Here is a 21,018-nt window from a genome sequence, read left to right on the forward strand (position 1 = left end):
GATGCTGAGGGTATAGAGACGGAAAATTTCACGGCATGCAAAGGATTGGGAGCCCTCGTTTCACAGCGTCTGAGACAGTCATTTTCACAGACACCTCTTCCACTTCTCCCCAGGTAATACAAGTAGAACCAAATCGCACTATTGTGCTGGATATACCCTCTGTATTCATCAGGCGGACTGTAACAGATCCCAGAGATGTCGATAGCTGCTCCGGTAACTGCTTGATCTGCACATACCGTGAGTTTCGTGGCTAATTCTGAATAAAAACCGTATTACCAACTACTGTTACGTCCACTCTCATCCGGTTGGAGTGACCGTGACAAGCGAAATGGCCCCATCACAGTTCGGCAAACCCGCTTATTTACGGCCAGAGGCCCCGCATCTCGTGGGCCTCGCCGACTCGGTCGAGCGCGACGGCATACGCAGCGTCGCGCCAGGAGACGTCCCGCCGTTCGACGGTCTCTTTCACGTCGGTCCAGGCCGCGACCATCTCGGACTCGAGTTCCTCGTTGACCCGCTCGAGGGACCACGCGCGGCGATTGATGTCCTGGAGCCACTCGAAGTAGCTGACCGTGACGCCGCCCGCGTTCGCGAGGATGTCCGGGACCACCCGAATCCCGCGTTCCTCGAGGATGGTGTCGGCGGCGAACGTCGTCGGGCCGTTCGCGCCTTCGACGACGATATCGGCGGCGATCGCGTCGGCGTTGTTCGGTGTGATGACGTTGCCGACGGCAGCCGGGACGAGGACGTCGACGTCCAACTCGAGGAGGTCGTCGTTCGAGATCCGATGCACGCCGTCGGCGCTGTCGTCGACGCTGGCTGCGAATCGGGTCACCGCTTCCGGTTCCTCATCGTGAGAGGGGATCGCAGTGACGTCGATCCCGTCGGGATCGTAGACCGCGCCGTTGACGTCGCTGACGGCGACGACGGTTGCACCCCACTCATCGAGCAGGCGGGCGGCGTTCGCGCCGACGCTGCCGAAGCCCTGAACGGCGACGGTCGTCTCAGCGAGCGGGTAGTTATAGTACTCGCACGTCTCTCGAGTGACGATGGCGACGCTTCGGCCGGGCGCTTCTTCGCGACCGTAACTGCCGCCGACGCTGGGCGGCTTCCCGGTGACGACACCGGGGATCGTTTCGCCTTCCTGCATGCTGTAGGCGTCCATCAGCCAGGCCATCGTCTGCGGGTCGGTGCCCATATCCGGTGCCGGGATATCCGTGTTCGGGCCGATCACGTCGCGGATCTCTTGGGTGAACCGACGCGTGAGTCGTTCCTTCTCATTGGCGCTCAACGACTTTGGGTCGACAACGATGCCGCCTTTCGCGCCGCCGAAGGGGAGATCCATCACCGCACACTTCCAGGACATCCACATCGACAGGCCGACGCACTCGTCGCGAGTCACGTCGGGATGATACCGCAGCCCGCCCTTATAGGGGCCGCGGACGCTGTCGTGTTGGGCCCTGTAGCCGGTGAAGACCTCGACGCTGCCGTCGTCGCGCTCGAGGGGAATCGTCACCTCGTGGACCGCTGCGGGGTGTGAGAGACGCTCGATGACGGCGTCGTCGACGTCTAACTGTGCGGCGACGCGGTCGAGCTGTCGGCGCGCGGTCTCGAGTGCGGTTTCCGGATCGGTCGATGCGGCCGTCGCTTCCTGGGTCGGTGTTGACGAACGTTCCTGAGAGGACATATTACTCGATCGGTGTCCGTCGATTCCGCATCTCAGCACCGCACTCGGGACAGGCGTCCGGCGCTGTCGCACGGACGACGGTTCCACAATCGAAGCATTCGTAGGTCGATTCCGTCTGCGGATCGAGTTCCGCGTCTTTATGGTTCATGGGAGAGACAACGAGCAGTCGTGCTCGCGGTGATTATCGCACCTAGGAATAATAGGGATATTAGGATGAACCTATCCGTTAGATGGCTAGCGTCATCGAGACAGTGCCGTTCACTATTCAACCCCTGATGACGCCTTTGCCGGTACCCCGATCTCGTCGAACACGACATCGAAGAGCGTCCGCTGGACGGTCCGGACGTGGCGGTAGAACGCTGCCGGCGAAATATCGAGCGTGTCGGCGACGTCTTCGCCCGAATTCTCGCGTGGCGATTCGAAGTAGCCGCCGTAGTACGCGAGCTGGACCACCTCGAGCTGGCGGTCGGTGAGTTGCTCGCGCAGTTTCGATCGGAAGTCGCGCGGCGTCGTCCGCTCGACGGTCCGTTTGGAGCGCAGTTCGACATCCGAGAACGCCGTCGAAACGATATCGGCGCTCTCCCTCGCGTCGACGGATCGCGGAACGTCGACGACGACCCGGGTGCTCGAGGTGGTCGCCTCGATGCCCTGTAACACCACTCCGTGATCCGCGAATCGGTGGACGAGAACTGGCCGTGAGAGGTCCAAGAGGATCGCCCCGCCGAGACCGTCGTCGTCCCCGCCACTTGCTCCGCCGCTGCTGACGACCTGTGCGCGCTCGACGCCGACGAGTGCTTCGGCTGCAGTCACAACGGTTTCCGGCGACGCACCGTCGACGGTCGCGAACACTGATGTCCCGTTCTCGTGCTGGCGAATGCCTCCGTCGAAAGAAAGCATGCAGTCAGTCCGGCGGGCGAGCTGAGCGAAGACGAACGAGTCGTCGGCCACCTCGAACTCGAGTCGCGTCCTCGCGTCGGAGACCAGTGCGTGCTTGCGCTCGACCGCGGCAATCGCCGAGGCGATCGTCTCCCCGAGTTCCGCGAGGACGGCACGGATCATGTCGTCGAACGCCTCCGGCCGATCGGCGTAGACGGTCAACACCCCGTACGTGAACTCGTCGTAGGACAGTGGGACGCTCACCGCGGACTGGTACTCGCGGGCGAGCGCCGCCGACCGCCACGGCTCGTCGCGGAGCCCGTCGACGACGTTCGGCACGACGGTCACGTCCCGTTCGATCGCCGTCCTGACTGCAGGTTCGCTCGAGTCAGCGAGCGAGAGCGACACGCTGTCGATATACGCCGGTCCCTCGGTCGCGCCACCGTGAGCGTGTGACTCGAGGCGGTCGCCGTCGGCGTCAAGCTGGCCGATCCACGCGAACGAGAACCGGTCGGCGGCCGTGAGCCGATCGCAGACAGCGTGTTCGATCTCGTCGCGGGTCTCCGCTCGAACCAGTGCCTGATCAAGGTCCCTGATGATCTCGTTGATCCCGTTAAGGCGGGTAAGCTGTCGGTTCCGGCGCTCGAGTTCCCGGTCTCGCTCGCGCAGCGTTCGCTCCCGTTCGACCCGGTCGAGTGCGGCTTCCGCGGTCGCCGCTACCAGATCAGTCAGTTCGCGAGAGACATCGTCGAAGGCGTCCTGTTCCGGAGAGCCGACGACGAAGACGCCGTGATCTCCCAGCGGGACGTACGCGGCGCTTTGCAGGTCCGTTCCGCGGTTCGAGAGCGACGGGGCGTCGTGAACGTCCGCGAAGAACCGACTCTCGCCGTCGACGAAGACGCGGCCGGGGAGCGTATCGGTCGTCGCTCGATGGTCGCGGACTGGCCCATGTATCCGCTCCATTCCCGGAGAGGTCGCAGCCGCTCGTAACACGTTCTCGTCCGTGTCGAACAGGTATGCGGCGCTGGCCTCGAGGTCGAGCACGTCCGTCGCGTCGTCAACGATACTGTTGGCGATCTCGTGATCGGTTTCAGCGTACAGGAGTTCGCGGGCGGTCCGATGGAGCGCTGTCAGCGCCTCTTCACGGCGCTTTCGCTTCGTCACATCCCGGCAGCTATAGAGGGTTGTCCCGCTCTGAATCGAGACCTCGCGAACGTTGACCAGCAGTGTGTGCTCGCGGCCCGCCCGGTCGGTCGTCGTACACTCGATGTTTGTTAGCACGCCCTCCTCCTCGAGGGTATCGCGGTCGAAGAGATCCGGTCCGAGCAGTTCGTCGATCGTCCCCATCTCGTGGATCTCATCGTCCGAATAGCCGAAAATGAAGTGGACATTCGGACAGACGTAGGTAAACGCCCCGTCGTCGTCGGTAATGAGGATGGTATCGGTCATATTGTTGAGCGTCACCCGGTGGAGCACCTCGGACTCGCGCAACTCCCGCTCGAGTTGGGTGCGTTCGGTGATGTCGGTCGCCCGCGCGAGCAGCGAGACGATGTCGCCGGACTCGTTGCGGACTGGCCGAACAGTGACTTCGAACGTGTGAGTCTCGTTTGAATCTGTAAACTTGCCCGAAGGGGCGCTCACGTCCCGTTCGGCCGAACCAGCGCCGTCGGCGCGAACCCGTGTCAGTTCCCGGTGTGCGACCTCGCCGGCCGCCGCCCGTTCGATCGCGTCCTCGATTGCCGCTCCCCCATCGGCGGTACACCGCCACCAGGGCAGGTCCCGTAACGGCCGGCCGCGAACGTCGCTCGCGGCCGCGTCGATCGCCTCGAGTGCCGGCTCGTTGGTTCGTCGAACGGTTCCGTCCGTCTCCAGCACCCACGAGTACGTCTCCGGATCCTCAAAGATGGCGTCGAACCGGCGAGCGCGTTCCCGTCGGCGTCGTCGTTCACGGCCCGTCGAGAGCGCCCGCTTGATCGCCCCTTGGCACTCCTCGATCGAGTCGTCAGTGGTGCCGTCGCGTGGAACGTACGCCGTGACGCCCGCGGCGATCGCCTCACTGGCCAGCGACTCGTCGCCATCGACCGGCGCGAGCACGACCGGGAGAGCGGGATCGCACTCGCGCTCACGAACCGCCTCGAGGAGATCGAGTCCGGTCATCGCTGCGTCCGGCAGGGACTGCGCGGTCAGGAGACAGTCGACGGGGCGGCTCTCGAGGTGCTCGAGCGCAGCGGCTGCACTCGACACCATGGTCACGTCAGTTGCCTTGTCCTCGAGCGCGTCCGGTGACATACCGGTTCTTGTCTCGGGAGGCGAGACGACGAGGAGCCGGGCGTCGTCGAGCGTTCGTGCGGAAGCCATTCGTTCCCGGTACGTCCTCCTGCCGATAGAACCCATCGTTCCGGTTGCACTCGCTGCGACCGACACCCGTTCACCGCTCGGGGGCGTAGGTCGGGTATGCGCGTTGCCGTCACCGTCGACGATCGGGAGCCCGCTGGGCTCGTCGAGGCAGTTCGGACTCACTCCGATGTCACAGCGGTGGCCGTCGACCGGCTGCAGTCTGGTGATCTCGCGATCGATTCGGTCGGATTCGAACGCAAGACGCTCCGTGACTACGTCACCAGCGCCATGGGTCGGCACGGGTCGGACCTCTCGGATCAGGTCGAGCGGATGGCCGCCGCGTACGACCACTCGTACGTCCTGCTCGAGGGTGATTTCGATGACCTCGAGTCGCTTCGAACCAACGTCTCGCCGGCGTCGATCCGTGGATCGATGGCGTCGATCACCGCTCGGCAGGGGGTGCCCGTCATCCCCTGTACGGATCGCCGGCAGCTGATCGATTTCGCGATCCGACTCGGGCGGAAACACGCGGAAGAGCCAACGAATAGCCAACTACCGGTCGGCTCGGTGCCGAGTCGACGCGAACCCACGACGAAGCGGATGTACGGCTGTATCGACGGAATCGGCCCCGAAATCGCGGCCACGCTATACGATCGGTATCCGACCGTCGAAGCGCTGCTTGGGGCGAGTGTCGACGAACTCGTGGAAATCGACGGCATCGGGCCTACGCGAGCGGCCACGATCCATACGGCGTTTCGCGATGACGGGACGGAGCGCTGAGCCCGCCGTGGGTTCGTACTGCGAAAAAATCAACCGAAGCGGCTTACCGGTTCTCCGCGACAGCGACGGCTCCGGCCTCGGACATAGCGATCCAGGCGTCGTCTTGAGCGATATCAGCAATGACGAAATGTGATCGACCGTCAATCTCGTCGATCGCCGCAACTACGTCGCTTGACCCGTCCACTTCTCGTCCGACCGATGTCGCTTCGGGTGCCATATTGAGGTATCTCTCCACAGACACCATGAATGTTTCGGAGTGAGGATGATAAGTAGTTGGACATTGGATATAATGTGCCATTTTCGTTTAATCTCTAAACAAATTCCCGATGACATTCAAATGTTGGAACCTATAATGTGGCAGTCATAGCGTCATCGAACGAGATCGTTACTCGTCGGGGACAACCGACTGAACGTGACCGACGACACCGCTTTTCAGTTTCACGTGGGCCCCTTCGGGCTCGTCGCTGTAGATCGTCCCAACCTCGCCGATGATCGGCTCCGTGTCCTCGGACTGGGGGTCCGCGTCGTCCTGAACAATTTCGACGGTCATCCCCTGCCGCAGCTCTTCGGCGGTCGGTCGTTCGTTGGACATGGCCGGAGGTGGGCCCGGTATCTGGAAAAACGTGGTGCCTGCACTTGCTACAGTTGAGGGGTCTGTGGAGACATGCCCCGGTTCTGTTATTCGCCGTCTCGAGGACGTATTCGTCCGCTCGAGGGAGAATTAGGGATTCCGGGTTGGTCGCAGTACCACCGGTATCGTGATCTCTGATAAACACTTCACCGAGGTGCTTATCCGGCTGTATCCAGTTTCTGTGGGTAGCAACTGAAGAGACATGGGAACGGTTGGGAGCGACTCCCAGCCGGTGACGCACCCGTCAACCGGCGTGTGAACCTACCGGCCGTATTCGTCTCTATGGCCGGGAAGATGACGAACGAATGACTGCGATCCAGATATAATAATGAGTCAACCTATACGAACCGCCGAGAACGATATTCTCGGACTCGAAACCGGTCTCGAAGCGCTCCGAGCGAGTCCGGAGTTCCAGGGTCCCATCGAACCGGCCCCCGAACACAGCTCGTACGATCATCTCGCATTACTCTACGAGACGCAAGCTGAACAGTTCGCAGCAGCGATTCCCTACATCAAGCAGGGTCTCGATCGCGGCGAACGCTGTCTCTACATCGCCGACGAGAACGACACCGCAGCGGTGCTCGAGGCCCTTCGCGACGCCGACGTTGATGTCGACAGCGCGCTCGAGTCCGGTGCGCTCACGATGCACACCGCACAGGAGTCCTATCTCCGGAACGGCGCGTTCGAACCCGACGACATGATCGCGTTCCTCTCCGATGCGATCGACGAGGCCACGACGGAATACGAGGGGCTCCGGATCACCGGCGAGATGACCTGGGTATTCGGCGACGACCCGCCGCTCGAGGAACTCATCGAGTACGAGAGCAAACTCAACCGCGTTCTCCCGGACGCGAACGGGATCGCACTCTGTCAGTACAATCGCGAGCGGTTTCCCGCGGAGATCATTCGCGATGTCATCAAGACGCATCCCCACCTGATCTACGACAACACGGTCTGTCAGAACTTCTACTACACGCCGCCCGAGGAGTTCTTTGGGCCCGATCAACCGGAGCGCGAAATCGACCGAATGATGGGGACGCTGCTAGACCGGACTGAAGCGCGCGCCGGGTTGCAAGACCACCAGCAGCACCTCGAGCGACAACAAGAAATCACGAACAACTCCGATCGCTCGTTCGAGGAAAAACTGCAGGATCTCTTCGAACTCGGCTGCGAGCGGTTCGACCTCGAACTCGGGGCGATGGCTCAAGTCGACATCGACGACGACCGGTTCGAGATTGAGTACGTCAGCGACGATCACGATCACTTCGAACCCGGCGTCGAACTCCCCCTGTCGGAAACCTACTGCACTGTCGCCACCGAGATCAAAGCCGCCGGAAGCGTGTCAAACCCGGAAGAAGACGGATACGACGATATCACCGTCTACAATGAGTATGGGATTCGAGCGTATCTCGGCACCTACATCCCCGTCGAAGGCGGCGACGACCGGACGTTCTTCTTCGTTTCCTCCGACCGGCGCGACAAGGAGTTTACGGACGACGAACTAACGTTCCACCGCCTGCTGGGCCAGTGGGTGCAATACCAACTGGAGCAGACCCAACGGGAGTCCCACGAGCGCATGCTGTACGAGATCGCGGCCGACCCCGATCGCTCGTTCGACGAGAAGATACAGGCAATGTTCGAACTGGGCTGTGAACGGTTCGATCTCGATCTCGGCGGGTTGGCTCGCGTCGATCCCGCGACCGATTCGTTCGAAGTGGAAGCCGTAAGCGGCGACCACGACCACCTCACGCCCGGCGCACAGGCCCCGCTCTCGGAAACCTACTGTCGGTTGATCGCCGACGATGAACCGACGGCCGAGGTGACGGATCCAATCGATGCCGGATTCGGCGGCACCCTCGCCTACGACGAGTTCGGCGTCGAAACGTACCTCGGAACGCAAATCGAACTCGCGAACGAGTCCGACCGGACGTTCTTCTTCGTCGACTCGGAGCCACACGACCGAGAGTTTACTGACGCCGAACGGACGTTTCATCACCTGATGGCGCAGTGGGTCCAGTACGAACTCGAGCGAAAGCGACGCGAACGAGCGCTCGAGGAATCGAACGAGCGCTTAGAGCAGTTCGCCTACGCCGCTTCACACGACCTGCAAGAGCCCCTGCGGATGGTGACGAGCTACCTCCAATTGCTCGAGAACCGGTACGGCGATGCCTTCGACGAGGACGGCGAGGAGTTCCTCGCGTACGCCGTCGACGGGGCCGAGCGGATGCGCGAAATGATTGACGGCTTGCTCGAGTACTCTCGCATCGAAACGCGGGGTGATCCGTTCGAACCGATGGAACTGGAGACGGTTCTCGAGGACGTCCTCGCGGATCTACAGCTACAGATCGAGGAGAGCGACGCCGAGATTACGACGGAACAACTCCCCCGCGTCAGGGGCGACGCGAGCCAGTTGCGGCAGGTCCTCCAGAACTTGCTGTGCAACGCGATCACGTACAGCGGGGACGACCCGCCGCGGGTTCACGTCGATGCGAAACGTCGAGGACGAGAGTGGGTGATCTCGGTCCGCGACGAGGGGATCGGGATCGATCCCGATGATCACGACCGAGTGTTCACGGTCTTCGACCGACTCCATAGCTGCGAAGAGTACGACGGAACGGGTATCGGACTCGCGCTCTGCCAGCGTATCATCGAGCGCCACGACGGCGAACTCTGGGTCGACTCCGATCCCGGTGAGGGATCGACGTTTTCGTTTACGCTTCCCGCGTGATCGACGAGCCGTGCGAGGACCCGTGCATCGAACCATCCGCTACCGCGATCACGGGATCCGGATCGTGCCGCGGATTACTCGTCCTCGAACTCGAGGGCGACGGAGTTGATGCAGTATCGCTTGCCGGTCGGGTCGGGGCCGTCCTCGAAGACGTGGCCGAGATGGCCGCCGCAGTTCGCACAGACAACCTCGGTGCGGCGCATGCCGTGGCTGGTGTCGGTTCGGGTTTCGACTCGGTCGTCGTCGACGTCGTAGAAACTGGGCCAGCCACAACTGGAGTCGAACTTGGTCTCCGAATCGAAGAGTTCGGCTCCGCAGCCGGCACAAGCGTAGGAGCCGTCGTCCTTGTGATCGACGTACTCGCCGCTGAACGGCGTCTCGGTGCCCGCCTCGCGGAGAATTCGATACTCCTCATCGCTCAGTCGTTCGCGCCACTCGTCGTCGCTCGTCGGGGCGTGATCTGCCTCGTTGCTCATAGATACCAGTAGGGGCGAGGCACTCAAGAGTCTGTCTGCGTGGCGACCCGCTCGCCGGTCACTCGACGAGTCGGGGTGGGGATGGGGACGGCCGCAGCGAACCTGTCGACCCGGGTATCGCGATTACCGACTGGTGATGACGTCCGTACTCCCACAGTCGGGACATTGGGTCATTCGGCCCAGTTTCGGGACCGTGATCCGCCGCCACTCGTCGTCCCCGCCGGGTGCTTCGAATCCGCAGTTCCGACACCGTGACCGTTCGTGTGTCATCTGGTCGCTTACCATGTCTCTGGATATGCCATAGACTCACATAGGAGTTTGTTCGGCCGTCGAAGAACGTCACGGACGCCAATGGGTTGTGCGACCGATCGCCGCGTGACGATCGGTCGCGAGTATGTCGTCAGTCAGGGGTTGAGTGTAGACAGGACGACTCGGTCGGGCCGGGTCCAGTGACGCGCCGTCGTCGACCCAGTTCGGTCGGTCCCATCGTTTCATCCTCTCTGAAAACGAGGGCGGAACCATCCTCAAGGTTGCCGCTAACGATGGGCTGGTGGCGGCACTCAGCGAGTACGGCACAGTAATCTCGGAGCTGATGGTCGCCGATGCCGTCACCGACCTCACCGTTGAACTCCTGAACGGGCGCTCCGCCCGCTCAGCGTACGTCCTGTTCGAGCGGCGATCCGACCCCGTTGAACCCGTTAGTTGCTACGAGACCGAGGGACCGACGCCCACTCGAGAGGACGCCACGACGCGTCTCGAGTCGTCGCTGACTGACCGCCAGCTCACGGCGCTTCGGACGGCCTCCTCCGCGAACTGTTTCGAGTGACCCCGCGATGTATCGAGCGAGAAGGTAGCCGAATCAATGGACATCTCCCAGTCGATGTTTCACCAGCACCTGCGGACCGCCCAGCGGAAACTGCTCGACAAACTCTTCAAGTAATGACAACGCCGCCAGCAGGCCGTCTCCGGGCCGGCTAAACATAGTGAGGGGTGGTTATTTTATACGTATCTGTCGTACCGTATACATCCGTTCACTGGCGGCAGGGTCAACAGGGCAGAGAATGCAACAGGAACACATCGACGCAGGCAAGGCGATACAGAAACGGACCGGGAAGACGTTCTATCTCGCAACACGGTTTCTCCCCGAGCGAGTGCGACATGCGACCCACGTCCTCTACGCGTTCTTTCGGATCGCCGACGAAGTCGTCGACGCCGCCGCCGATGTCGATCCGGCGACACAGCGGGCCCAACTCGAGGATCTCCGGGCCAAGGGGCTCGGAGAGCGCGAGCCCGACGACCCGGTGCTCGAGGCGTTCGGGGAACTCCGGGAGCGCTACGGAATCGACGACGAGGAGATCAACACGTTCATCGACGCGATGGCGACCGATATCGAAACCAGCCGATACGAGACCTACGGCGACCTCGAGTCCTACATGCGCGGGTCGGCCGCGTCGGTCGGCGTGATGATGACCGCGATCATGGAGCCCGACGCCGAGGACGTCGCGATCCCCCACGCCGTCACACTCGGCGAGGCGTTCCAGATGACCAACTTCCTGCGAGACGTCCGCGAGGACATCCTCGAGCGCGATCGGATCTACGTCCCACAGGAGACGCTTCGGGATCACGGGGTCGACCCGGTACAGATCGAGCGACTCGAGCACTCCGAGTCGTTCGCGGCAGCGATGGCAGCCGAACTCCAGCGCACGGAGGAACTCTACCGCGAGGGCGTCGCCGGGATCCGGTACCTGCCAGCGGACTGCCAACTCCCGGTCTTGCTGGCGGCGGTCCTCTACGCGGAACACCATACCGTCATCCGCAATCAGGGGTACGACGTGCTCTCACGGGAGCCGTCGCTGTCGACGGCCCGGAAACTGTGGTGTCTCGCGAAGACGCGCTGGCACTGGCACTGGAATCGTGATCCCGAGGCGGTGTTCCAGCGGGTCTCGGCGGTGCCGACGACCGAACGCGACCGTCGGAGTCCGGAACATGGGGACAGCGTTCCGACTCAGTCGTAATCACTAGGTTATCAAGCCCCACGATATAGTGGCTCTTCTTTCGTCCTTGTTGGGTTCGAACACTAGCATATGTCCGCAGAGTCGAACTCTACTATAGAACCAACTGAAACGATTCACACGCCGATCGCATAGTCCGTGGTTCTCGCTCACGTAGCTCGTTCCGAACCGCGCTACCGTCGTGCGATCGGGTGTGCAGTGACTTTCAGTGGCTACTATACCATCGATGAGGAACGGCAAATGGCCCGAACGACGGCGATCGGTCTCGGCGTATGGCTCGCCTTAACGCTCGCCGCCGTGGTACTGTTGCCCGTGTTCGGCGACGCCATCTCGGCCTATTCGTTTGAGCGAGCCAGGATAACACGGGTCGACGCGGCCGCGTTATTCGGAGATATCGTCGGTAGCCAGCGCAGTCGTTTCGGCGACGATGAACTTCGCCAACTTTCGCTTGGTGTGCTCGGCGAGCAGATGCTCCTCGAGTTGCTGGCCGGTGGCCGGCGGCTCGCGACAGACCGGACACTCGATCGACTCTCGGGTTGCCATACGGCTAGCAGAACAGTCACGAGGAAAAGTGGAATGCCGGCATGTTCGTCCCGTCCGTCGGCACGCCACCGAATTGCCGAGCGTCATCGGCTTCGCCACCGCTTGGGGAGTACCGTTGCGACCATCGCCGGCTCGTAGCGATCAGTCCGGAACAGACCGAGACAGAACAGGCCAGCGACGCCAGCGGCCAGCCAATTCCCGTAGAGCACGTTGATCGCTCCCCACAGCAGGACGAAACTCACCAGATCATCTAGTGCGAACTCACAGGTCCGCACGCGCTCGAGTAGGACCGCGCGATCGAAAGCCCGATCGACGAGGACGACGGCGACGGTCCCCGAGAGGAGCCATCCCCAGTAGTTCGACGCGGGAACACCGTAGTAGCCGCCAGGTGGAACGTACTCCCAGAATCCGATCGCGACGGCCCCGGGATCGAGAACCAGATCGACTGCGACAACGGCGGCGATCGCCGCGAGCAATCGGAGGATGGTGCGTGCAGCTCGTTCCCGAAGGATCAGCAGCGTTAGCAGGTAGGCGTTGAGCACCAGCGGGACGAAAAACAGCGGCAGCGCCAGCGGCACGTCACCGCCCAGCATCGGCCCGAGCCGAATCCCGTACTCGAACGCGCCATAGGGCCAGTCCGTCCGGACGCCGACGAGTTCGATGGCGTAGGTGTAGGCCGTCAGTATCCCGAGGAACGCGACTGCCCGCCGGTCGACCGTCGGCAGCAGGGCGACAACCAGCGGCGAGCGCATCACCAGCGTCCCGAACAGGATCAACAGCGGATTGTACGCGAGCGGCGACGGGAGATGCCCTTCGGCGCTGGCGACCAGCATCATCGCGCCGATGACCGGGAAGATCACCGCGATGGTGAATCGGTTCTCGCGGACGATCACCTCGAGTCGCCGTTGAACTGTCACTCGCGTCGTCTCGTTCATCCCCCTCGTCTTCGATGCGTCGTCGTCTCCGTCCGGGCTTGAGTCGATGTCCGTACCTGCGTTGACGTCCGTGCCCGCGTCGCCGTCCGTGTCCGAATTCGAACTCGAGGGCGAGCGCGTCGGGTCTCCGCTATCCATAGAGGAGCCTCCAGAGGCCGCCCATAGTCAGGAGCGCGCCGACGACGGTGTTGATCACCGGAAACCACCAGTAGGCGCGGTCGACGGCGACGCCCGCGGTGGTGATCACGACGACGAGTGCCGGGTACACGAGCAGGAGTGCACCCAACCGACCGTCCAGCGCGCCGAAGGCGGCCGCACTCGCCAGCCAGCACGCGCCACAGTAGGCATCGGTCCGTCGCTTCCCGAGCACCGTCGCGGTCGTCCGGATTCCGGTCTCACGATCGGGTTCGATATCGGGGATCGCCGAAAACGTATGCATTCCCATGGCCCACAGCCAGCCGCCGACAATCGCGAGGACGGGTGGCTGCGCACCGGCGACGGTGGCGTACGCAGCCGCTCCCGGCGTGATGTAGAGGCCGTTCGAGACCGAATCAAGCAGCGGCGTCGTCTTGAACCGAGCCGGTGGGGCGCTGTAGGCCGCGCCGAGGACGAGAAAGACAACGAGCCACGGTATCGCGGCCGTCGCGAGCAGCGGCGCGAACAGCAGTGGCAGGGCCGCACAGAGGGCGACGGCGGCGGGAACGTATCGCTGGCCCCGATAGCGCGCCTCCCGATCGTCCTTCTTCGGGTTCGCCGCGTCGATCTCCCGGTCGTAGATGTCGTTGATTCCGTAGAGAAAGACGCTCGCCGGGAAGAGGAAGTATGCGAACAACGCAATCGTGGCCGGCGTGAACAGGTCTTCGACAGACGCCGCGGCGTAGGCGACCCCGACGAGGACCGGGCCGGCCAGATAGAGCCAGAACCGCGGCCGTGAGAGCGTCAGCAGGTACGACAACTGCTCGCCGACGCTGTCCTCGCTCGTCGCCGTCGGTCCCGAGGTCATCGCTGGTGTCTCGAGTGCGTGGGCCGTCCGCCGCGGACGGTTGGTTCGGTTCGGAGAGCCGGTCGGTTCGGTCGGTCGCCCCGATTGCTCCCTCGTGGTTCCGTCACGGTCAGCCCTCGATACCGTGATCCTCGAGCACTTTCTCGGCCGTGAGGTCGCCACTGATGAGACACATCGGGACGCCGATTCCGGGTGTGGTATCGCCACCCACGAAGTAGAGTCCGTCGACTTCTGTCGAGCGGTGTGGCGGGCGGAAGAGTGACGTCTGCCGAAGCGTGTGCGCCAGTCCCAGCGCCGTCCCGCCGTAACTGTTGTACCGTTTCGCGAAGTCCGTGACAGAAAAACGCTCCTCGAGAACGATCCGATCCCGGAGGTCCGTGCCCGTGTTTTCGGCGATATCGGCGAGGATCACGTCCCGATACTCGTCACGAATTTCGGGGGTGTCCTCGAGGCCGGGCGCGATAGGGACAAGGACGAACATGGCGCTGTGGCCCTCAGGCGCGACGTCATCGTCGGTCTCCGAGGGAACGCAAAGGTAGTAAGCGGGGTCGTCGGGCCACTGGGGATCCTCGAAGATTTGGTCGAAATGGTTCTGCCAGTCCGTCGGGAGCACGAGCGTGTGGTGGGCGAGCTCGTCGACGTCGCCCTCAATGCCGAGATAGAGCAGGAACGCGGAGGGTGCGTAGGTTCGCTTCTCCCAGTAGTCGGCGTCGTGGCCGCGCCGTTCGGGGGTGAGCAGTTCCTGTTCGGTGTGGGCGTAGTCGGCGTTGCTCACGACCAGATCCGACTGCAGGGGGCCAGTCGGCGTTTCGACCTTGAACCCGCCCGTATGGCCCTTGATCTCCGTCGCCGGCCGGCCGGTGTCGTACTCGACGCCGAGTTCCGCCCCCAGCTCCGCGATGCCGTCGATAACCGCGCCGATCCCGCCGTCGGGGTACCAGACGCCGAGATTGAAATCGACGTGACTCATCAGATTGTAGAGCGCTGGCGTGTTCGTCGGCGAGCCACCGAGAAACACCAGCGTGTACTGCATGATCTGCTGGAGCTTCGGATGATCGAAGTAGTTCTCGACGTGACCCTGCATCGAGCCCAAAAGCGAGAGGCCCCGCGCCTGTCGGGCTACGCTGAGGTCCAGATAATCCCGCAGGCGCTCCCGGTCCTCGTAAACGAAGTGCTCCATGCCGACCTCGTAATTCTCCTTTGACTTCTCGAGGTAGCGCTCCAGGGCCTCGCCCGCACCAGACTCGTACTCCTCGAAGACGGACTTCGTTCGCTCAAGATCCGGCGTGACGTCCACTCGATCACCATCTTTAAAGAAAATCCGATAGTGCGGATCGAGATGTGAGAGTTCGTAGTACTCGCTTGGCGTCTGACCGAACTCGTCGAAGAAGCGCTCGAAGACATCGGGCATCAGGTACCACGACGGTCCCATGTCGAATTTGAATCCGTCCTTCTCGAGGCGGCTCGCTCGCCCGCCTAACTGCTCGTTTTCTCGATGACCCGGACGTCGGCACCCGCGTCGGCGAGGTAACAGGCCGTCGAGAGCCCGCCGATCCCGCTTCCGATCACGACGACCGACTCACCGGCCAGCGATTGCATAGTCGACCGTGAGTATCGGATTGATGTTAAACGTATGTCATACATAGGTAGGGGGAGGGAGCAAATCGATCGACGGAGAGTTGCTGGGGCACAGCTTTGGGGTGGCGTCGTTCGACATCGTCGGACCCGATCGTCCGGTGGGTTCCTGTGGATCGATCCCGTACGGAGCGTATGAACGGCCAGACAGCCATCGTAACCGGTGGAACGCGCGGTATCGGACGCGCCGTCGCCGAGGCGTTCGGTGCCGACGGAGCAACCGTCATCGTCGGCGCTCGAGATGCCGAGGAGGTCGAGGAAACCGTCGACGCGCTTGAGGACGCGGGCGTGACTGCGGCGGGGCTCAGAACGGACGTTCGCGACGAGTACGACGTCGAGCGGCTGACCGAGACCGCCTCGCGGACGGGTGAGGCAGCCGGAATCGATATCGTCGTTCCCGCGGCGGGCGTCTACCACGGTGAGGCGGGAGCGACGCCGACTGACGACGAATCGTATTCCGCGTTCGACGATCACTGGCGGACGAACGGTCGTGGCGTGTACGCGACGATCCGGGAGGCGCTACCGCACCTGAACGACGGTGCGCGAGTGCTCGTACCGACGGGTTCCGTCGCTCGAGACGGGACGGAAGGCTACGGCTCCTACGCGATTTCGAAGGCGACGGCGGAGGCAGTGGCACGGGCCTTCGCTGCCGACACCGAGTACGTCGTGGGGTGTCTGGACCCCGGAATCGTCGCGACGGCGCTCTCGGGCGGGAACGGCCGCGATCCCGAGTCCGTCGCGCCGATGTTCGTCTGGGCGGCGACCGAGGCGGAGCCAGCGGTAGTGGACGGGGAGATTGTCGGCCTGCGCGAGTGGAAGCAAGCGACGCGATAGCCACGTCTCCTGTGAAATCACCGGTCACGACTCGACTTGCGACGAACGGATTACTCTTCGAACGGGGCGCGCAGTTTATGCATGTCTATGTCGTATGGTAACATGGTACATCAAGATGCAAACCGTCGCAATACAGGAAGTCATCTGCCCCCACTGCGAAGAGAGCGCGAGTGTCTCGCTTCCCAGTGAGGAGGTGGACGTGAAAGTGAGGAAATCGGTCGCGGCGTTCGGCGAGTATACCACGGTCACGTGCTCACAGGGCCATACCTACTGGGTATACTTCTGTTAGCACGCGTCATTTTTCCGGTCCCGTCGGCCAGATTTCACCGCTCGAATGGTATCTGAGCGCCAGCGCGACCGCTACGGGCGATCTATCGGTGCAGAGAAACCTAGTAGTTACCGGAACCGATACCGGGGATCAATCGATGTGGCCTTCGCGACGCAGTTGATCTGCGTCCTGGCCAGTGTACCGCCACTCGATGGTGGCCTTTTCGTCCTGCCAATCCCAGGGCTCGGCGACGACAATGTCGTCTTGCTCGATCCAGGTACGGTATTTCATGCGACCCGGGATGCGGCCGAGTCGCTCCTCGCCGTCCTCACAGCGGAGGCGAACGTGGTTGCCCCCGAGGTGTTCGGTTACGACGGCGAATACTTCATCGCTGTTGGGCATACGGAGATTCCGTCGCCCGGAGTCTTCTGACACAGGCTAACTACGTACGGCAGACGGTTAAATACTTGGAGAGGCGTGGTAGCAAACCCCGTGACAGTGTCTGTCTATTTACCAGTCAATTGTCGTGGGGAAACGAACGGATTCCGGCTCTCGAGCGATCCCGGTCAGCGTCGCGACTATCTAGAACAGCGAGAGAGTCCCCCGGCGTTTACCGCGGGGTGGATGTCATAGTTCGCGGTCCGAATCCGGATTCTCGAGTTCCCACAATAGTTCCGGTAAGAAGGCTTCGAGGTTGTCGATAACGCTCCGATCGCTGACGTTCAGTCCCTCGCAGTGCTCGTGGGCCGAGTCCCGAATATCGACGTGGAGGTCACCATCCTCGAGCCAGACGCCCAATGGGAAGACCGAACACCGGGTGGGTTTCCAGTCTTCCTCGAGATGCAGCGAACAGAGGCCGTCCTCTCGGAGGAACGCACAGGCGGAGCCGTCCTCAGCGACGTGGTCCTCGCGGTCTTTCCCCTCGCGGGTGACGAACTTCTCGCCGCGGAACTCCGTCGTCGTGTCGGAGAGATTCGCCCGCTGGGCTAACTCGAGGAGGTCCCGGTCGTAGAGGAGCACGCCGTGGTGGCAACACCACGTGCAGTCGTCGACGCACTCGAAGGTGAGATCGAGATCGAATTCGACGACGACCTCGCAATCGGGATAGACTTCGACGCGTCGCCGTTGGTCAGCGCTCACGAGTTTGGAAAAGTGGGTCGTCCCCAAGTGCCTTTCTACCCGTTTGCGTGGGAACTCGTCTACGAGCTATCGAGAGCGCAGTCATCCCGAAAGCCCCTTTCAGTCCCATCCAGCGGTGGATCGGTCGGCGTGCTGTGACGCGTCCAAATCCGGTGCTATGCGCGATCCGTCTCTTTCTCGAGGGGCAGGTTTTCCCGCTCGCTCGAGTCGACGACCGTGTTTCGGAGCGTGCCGACGCCCTCGTAGGTGATCTCGACGGTGTCGCCGGGGTCGACGAAGCCGGGGTTGGCGGGGCTGCCGAAGGAGACCACGTCGCCGGGGCGGAAGGTAAAGCGGTGGGAGAGATACGAGATGATCTCGTAGGGGTCAAACAGCATCAGTTCGGTGTTCGCTTCCTGGCGGCGCTCGCCCGCGACGTCGGTGTGCATGTCGATTTCCGTCGGATCGACGGCGGTCTCGATCCACGGACCGAGCGGGCCGGAGGCGTCGAACGCCTTGCGGGCCGTTCGACCGCCCTGATCGAGCGCGTCCATATCGTTCAGAATCGTGTAGCCGCGGACGACCTCAGGAACCTCGTCTTCGGAGAGGTTCCGGCAGGGCTCGTCGATGACGGCCGCGAGCTCGCCGGCGTAGGTCACCTCGTCGCTGAATTCGGGATAGGGAACCGGATCTCCCTGACCGACGAGCGACGCTGGCGGCTTGATGAAGAAGTCGGGTTCGTCGGGGCGCTCGTATTCCATTTGGTCGAGCGTCGCCGCGAAGTTGCGCCCGACGCAGTACAGCGCCGAGGGCTCGCACGGTGGCAAGAAGTCATCGTCCGTGCTGACCTCGTAGACGCCGTCGTCCGTGTGTACGACGCCGTCCTCGTACCGTCCCGTGACCGGGCCGTCGTCCGTCGCGATCCGCGCGAGTTTCATTATCGGCGGTCTCGATTCCGGGAGATTAGTGGTACCGGTTTGCTGTCGTCTCGGCTTCGGTCCGAACGGAGCCCTCGAGCACGCGGTTGTCCCCCAGCAACGCCAGCAACGGACCTGGCCCGGTCCCTGCACCCACGCACCACGCACATGTCGGTCCAACGTATACCCCGCTGCTCGGCTAATGCCCGTCCATGTGCGCCAACCTGACGGTCGATGACGAAGGGAAGCGAGTCGTCAACACGAACGGGAAGGAAATCGGCGTCGTCCAGGACGTCGACGCGGGCGTCGCGTACGTCGAACCCGGCTCGGAGATGACGGACTCGATCAAATCGCGGCTCCGTCGGGAACGAGACATCGCTGACGGAATGGAGAACTACCAAGTCGACGAAGACTATATCGACGAGATCACCGCAGACGAGATCCGACTACAGCGGCTCTAAGCAAACTACGGTGGCGGTAGAGCCGGACGACGAGGCCTTTAGTGGACTCCGTGCGGCCATGCGGTCTCGAGGCAGATGCAGGGGTAATCTCTACCCGGCTACTCGGCGGAACGGAAACCGTATGTGTGCCAACTTTACGGACGACGACGAGGGGAAACGAGTCGTCAACGCGAACGGAGAGGAGATCGGAATCGTTCAAATGTTAGCCAGGGAACTGCCCACCTCGATCTCAGCCCTGGCATAACCGATACGATCAAATCGAAGCTCGGCTGGGGTGAGGAGGACGCAGAGACCTACCCACTCGACGTGGATCGCGTCGAATCGATTACCGACGACGAAATTCGGATTCAGCAGCTCTGAACGCGCCCATATATCGTTTTTTGAGGATGCGAAACGAGTTCGCGTCGCCGAACGGAGCCACCCAGCCCTATTACCGAAGCACACTCTCGAGGTTCCGCGAGCGGATGTTTGCCCACGCCTCGTCCGGGAGATCGAATCGGTCGAACATCGTCAGCTGTGGCGGTTCCTGACCGGGGGCGAGGAAGTCCGTCCCCCAGATCAGTTGCTCGTGATGGGCTTCGAGGAACTCCTGAGCGGACGCCGGGTCTCGAGTCAGCGCGTTCCAGCCCGAGCCGGCCGAGAGGTCGCCGTAGACGTTGTCGTATTCCGCGAGCAGTTCGGGGACTCGGCCCCCGGGCTTGACCGCACCCTCGGGATAGCGACCCCGGTCGGCCGCCGTCACGTCCGCAGAGATGTGTGCCCACCAGAAGTGTGCGTGGGCGATGAAATCGATGCTCGGGTAGGACGCCAGGACGTCTTCGAATCCCGGCAGCCCGACATCGTCGAGCATTGCCTTGTCGTCCAGATGACAGAGGATCGGCAGCTCGTACTCGGCACAGTGCTCGTAGATCGTCTCGAGCCGCCGATCGTCGATCGGCAGGCCTGGCTTGAGTTCGCCGAACCCGCGAGCGCCGCGTTCGACGTACCCCTCGAGCAGATTCCGGACAGTCTCTTCCCCGTAAACCAGCGTCCGGGGATCGATCGAACAGAACGGGAGCAGCCGATCGGGGTACGCTGCGACCTGCTCGAGGACCCACCAGCTCGGGGCCTGCACGGGATAGCTCTCGGGCGACTCCAGCGCCAGAACGACGGCGCGATCGATCCCCTGCCCGTCCATCCAGGCGACCAGCCCGTCGGCGGATAGCGGGTCCCTATCGAGCGTTTCGTGGGGGATCAGATGCGTATGGGCGTCAAGCAACGGAAGCTCGGCGACGGAGTCGTCTCGGCCGGTGTCAGGCTGCGTGACTCGAGAGGTCTCATCGCCGTCTTGGGCCTGACTCGTTCCCGGAGCCGTTCCGACGAGTCCGGTCGTTCCCGCGACTGCGAGTAGCCGACGTCGGGTCGCGGTGGCGGGTGAGTGGTCCTCCTCGTCGGCTCGAGCGCCAGGCATGCGGATTTCTCCCACGAACCAGCGCAAAACGATTCGGGGGGCTGGTACCGAACCCGACTGATCAAGCCCTCACTCCTCGAGCAGCAGGTACGTTCGGCCGCCGCGGTGCTCGAGCGAGACGGCGTCGGTCTCGACGTTCGAGCGGACGTACTCGCCGATTCCCGCGACGTGCAGGTCAGTGACGTCGATCCGTTGGCGCTGTCGTTGCGGTTCCCCGTCACAACTCACGGGCGATCGGGATTCGCGTCGGTCACGCCGTTCGTCGTGATCGGCCCGTTCGTCCTTCCTCTCGACGGTCAGTGGCATACGTTTCAGTTATACCGATA

Annotated in this window: 23 protein-coding genes and 2 pseudogenes; 9 read left to right on the forward strand and 16 right to left on the reverse strand. The window is 62.7% G+C overall.

Annotated elements, in window-relative coordinates:
- Positions 1-361: 361 nt before the first annotated feature.
- The 3 genes from gdhB to K6I40_RS25290 all read right to left on the reverse strand — a co-directional run bounded on the left by gdhB (position 362) and on the right by K6I40_RS25290 (position 4,921).
- Positions 362-1,687: a glutamate dehydrogenase GdhB gene (gene gdhB / locus K6I40_RS25280; RefSeq protein WP_222918071.1), complete on the reverse strand. Its 1,326-nt coding sequence runs from the start codon at positions 1,685-1,687 to the stop codon at positions 362-364.
- A gap of 1 nt (position 1,688) precedes the next feature.
- Positions 1,689-1,835 carry a rubrerythrin-like domain-containing protein gene (locus K6I40_RS25285; protein WP_222918073.1) on the reverse strand — a complete coding sequence of 49 codons (147 nt, stop codon included), beginning with the start codon at positions 1,833-1,835 and terminating at the stop codon, positions 1,689-1,691.
- 113 nt (positions 1,836-1,948) lie between these two features.
- Complete coding sequence (locus tag K6I40_RS25290) at positions 1,949-4,921, reverse strand: bacterio-opsin activator domain-containing protein (RefSeq protein ID WP_222918075.1); 2,973 nt, start codon at positions 4,919-4,921, stop codon at positions 1,949-1,951.
- Positions 4,922-5,017: 96 nt separating this feature from the next.
- Between K6I40_RS25290 and K6I40_RS25295 the strand changes: the two genes are divergently transcribed.
- Positions 5,018-5,680 (forward strand): ERCC4 domain-containing protein, encoded by a 663-nt coding sequence (locus K6I40_RS25295; RefSeq protein ID WP_222918077.1) that lies wholly within the window; start codon positions 5,018-5,020, stop codon positions 5,678-5,680.
- A gap of 43 nt (positions 5,681-5,723) precedes the next feature.
- On the opposite strand, the gene K6I40_RS25300 is transcribed toward K6I40_RS25295, so the two are convergent.
- Both K6I40_RS25300 and K6I40_RS25305 read right to left on the reverse strand, forming a co-directional pair.
- Positions 5,724-5,897 (reverse strand): hypothetical protein, encoded by a 174-nt coding sequence (locus K6I40_RS25300; RefSeq protein WP_222918079.1) that lies wholly within the window; start codon positions 5,895-5,897, stop codon positions 5,724-5,726.
- 168 nt (positions 5,898-6,065) lie between these two features.
- Positions 6,066-6,272, reverse strand: a complete 207-nt coding sequence (locus K6I40_RS25305) for a DUF2196 domain-containing protein (protein ID WP_222918081.1) — start codon at positions 6,270-6,272, stop codon at positions 6,066-6,068.
- Between the two features lie 367 nt (positions 6,273-6,639).
- Here K6I40_RS25305 and K6I40_RS25310 point away from each other — a divergent pair, with 367 nt between their 5' ends.
- Entirely contained in the window at positions 6,640-9,039 is a 2,400-nt protein-coding gene (locus K6I40_RS25310) for an MEDS domain-containing protein (RefSeq protein ID WP_222918083.1), read from the forward strand.
- 74 nt (positions 9,040-9,113) lie between these two features.
- Here the strand turns inward: K6I40_RS25310 and msrB are convergent, their stop codons facing one another.
- Together msrB and K6I40_RS25320 are read right to left on the reverse strand one after the other, a co-directional pair.
- Positions 9,114-9,515, reverse strand: a complete 402-nt coding sequence (msrB, locus tag K6I40_RS25315) for a peptide-methionine (R)-S-oxide reductase MsrB (RefSeq protein ID WP_222918100.1) — start codon at positions 9,513-9,515, stop codon at positions 9,114-9,116.
- Positions 9,516-9,638: 123 nt separating this feature from the next.
- Positions 9,639-9,800, reverse strand: a complete 162-nt coding sequence (locus tag K6I40_RS25320; protein ID WP_222918102.1) for an anaerobic ribonucleoside-triphosphate reductase — start codon at positions 9,798-9,800, stop codon at positions 9,639-9,641.
- A 265-nt stretch (positions 9,801-10,065) separates the two neighbouring features.
- Between K6I40_RS25320 and K6I40_RS28755 the strand changes: the two genes are divergently transcribed.
- The 3 genes from K6I40_RS28755 to K6I40_RS25330 all read left to right on the forward strand — a co-directional run bounded on the left by K6I40_RS28755 (position 10,066) and on the right by K6I40_RS25330 (position 11,530).
- Positions 10,066-10,341: a bacterio-opsin activator domain-containing protein gene (locus tag K6I40_RS28755; RefSeq protein ID WP_255681863.1), complete on the forward strand. Its 276-nt coding sequence runs from the start codon at positions 10,066-10,068 to the stop codon at positions 10,339-10,341.
- A 36-nt stretch (positions 10,342-10,377) separates the two neighbouring features.
- Positions 10,378-10,455 carry a hypothetical protein gene (locus K6I40_RS28760; RefSeq protein ID WP_255682172.1) on the forward strand — a complete coding sequence of 26 codons (78 nt, stop codon included), beginning with the start codon at positions 10,378-10,380 and terminating at the stop codon, positions 10,453-10,455.
- Positions 10,456-10,576: 121 nt separating this feature from the next.
- Complete coding sequence (locus K6I40_RS25330) at positions 10,577-11,530, forward strand: phytoene/squalene synthase family protein (RefSeq protein WP_222918103.1); 954 nt, start codon at positions 10,577-10,579, stop codon at positions 11,528-11,530.
- A 378-nt stretch (positions 11,531-11,908) separates the two neighbouring features.
- Here the strand turns inward: K6I40_RS25330 and K6I40_RS25335 are convergent, their stop codons facing one another.
- From K6I40_RS25335 to crtI, 4 genes and pseudogenes are all read right to left on the reverse strand, one after another.
- Positions 11,909-12,070, reverse strand: a complete 162-nt coding sequence (locus K6I40_RS25335; RefSeq protein WP_222918104.1) for a hypothetical protein — start codon at positions 12,068-12,070, stop codon at positions 11,909-11,911.
- 83 nt (positions 12,071-12,153) lie between these two features.
- On the reverse strand, positions 12,154-13,005 hold the full coding sequence (gene cruF / locus K6I40_RS25340; RefSeq protein ID WP_255682173.1) for a bisanhydrobacterioruberin hydratase: 852 nt from the start codon (positions 13,003-13,005) through the stop codon (positions 12,154-12,156).
- 130 nt (positions 13,006-13,135) lie between these two features.
- A complete protein-coding gene (locus tag K6I40_RS25345; protein WP_222918106.1) occupies positions 13,136-14,008 on the reverse strand; it encodes a prenyltransferase in 873 nt (290 codons plus the stop codon).
- 109 nt (positions 14,009-14,117) lie between these two features.
- A pseudogene (gene crtI / locus K6I40_RS25350) lies at positions 14,118-15,607 on the reverse strand (phytoene desaturase family protein).
- Positions 15,608-15,778: 171 nt separating this feature from the next.
- Between crtI and K6I40_RS25355 the strand changes: the two are divergent.
- Together K6I40_RS25355 and K6I40_RS25360 are read left to right on the forward strand one after the other, a co-directional pair.
- Positions 15,779-16,477 carry an SDR family NAD(P)-dependent oxidoreductase gene (locus K6I40_RS25355; protein ID WP_222918107.1) on the forward strand — a complete coding sequence of 233 codons (699 nt, stop codon included), beginning with the start codon at positions 15,779-15,781 and terminating at the stop codon, positions 16,475-16,477.
- A 115-nt stretch (positions 16,478-16,592) separates the two neighbouring features.
- Complete coding sequence (locus K6I40_RS25360; RefSeq protein ID WP_222918108.1) at positions 16,593-16,766, forward strand: hypothetical protein; 174 nt, start codon at positions 16,593-16,595, stop codon at positions 16,764-16,766.
- A gap of 129 nt (positions 16,767-16,895) precedes the next feature.
- Here the strand turns inward: K6I40_RS25360 and K6I40_RS25365 are convergent, their stop codons facing one another.
- The 3 genes from K6I40_RS25365 to K6I40_RS25375 all read right to left on the reverse strand — a co-directional run bounded on the left by K6I40_RS25365 (position 16,896) and on the right by K6I40_RS25375 (position 18,802).
- Positions 16,896-17,147 carry a translation initiation factor eIF-1A gene (locus tag K6I40_RS25365; protein ID WP_006186180.1) on the reverse strand — a complete coding sequence of 84 codons (252 nt, stop codon included), beginning with the start codon at positions 17,145-17,147 and terminating at the stop codon, positions 16,896-16,898.
- 225 nt (positions 17,148-17,372) lie between these two features.
- The gene (locus K6I40_RS25370) at positions 17,373-17,885 is read right to left on the reverse strand and encodes a YkgJ family cysteine cluster protein (RefSeq protein WP_222918109.1); all 513 of its coding nucleotides are present in this window, start codon (positions 17,883-17,885) and stop codon (positions 17,373-17,375) included.
- Between the two features lie 155 nt (positions 17,886-18,040).
- Positions 18,041-18,802 (reverse strand): fumarylacetoacetate hydrolase family protein, encoded by a 762-nt coding sequence (locus K6I40_RS25375; protein WP_222918110.1) that lies wholly within the window; start codon positions 18,800-18,802, stop codon positions 18,041-18,043.
- 191 nt (positions 18,803-18,993) lie between these two features.
- On the opposite strand from K6I40_RS25375, the gene K6I40_RS25380 reads away from it, so the two are divergent.
- Both K6I40_RS25380 and K6I40_RS28765 read left to right on the forward strand, forming a co-directional pair.
- Positions 18,994-19,242 carry a hypothetical protein gene (locus K6I40_RS25380; RefSeq protein ID WP_222918111.1) on the forward strand — a complete coding sequence of 83 codons (249 nt, stop codon included), beginning with the start codon at positions 18,994-18,996 and terminating at the stop codon, positions 19,240-19,242.
- Between the two features lie 121 nt (positions 19,243-19,363).
- Positions 19,364-19,602 (forward strand): annotated as a pseudogene (locus K6I40_RS28765) (PRC-barrel domain containing protein).
- Positions 19,603-19,672: 70 nt separating this feature from the next.
- Here K6I40_RS28765 and K6I40_RS25385 read toward each other — a convergent pair.
- On the reverse strand, positions 19,673-20,692 hold the full coding sequence (locus K6I40_RS25385) for an amidohydrolase family protein (protein ID WP_222918112.1): 1,020 nt from the start codon (positions 20,690-20,692) through the stop codon (positions 19,673-19,675).
- A gap of 69 nt (positions 20,693-20,761) precedes the next feature.
- Positions 20,762-20,998, reverse strand: coding sequence for a hypothetical protein (locus K6I40_RS25390; RefSeq protein ID WP_222918113.1), 237 nt, complete (start codon positions 20,996-20,998; stop codon positions 20,762-20,764).
- Positions 20,999-21,018 lie beyond the last annotated feature (20 nt).

The organism is Natrinema sp. SYSU A 869 (assembly GCF_019879105.1).
GTDB lineage: Archaea > Halobacteriota > Halobacteria > Halobacteriales > Natrialbaceae > Natrinema.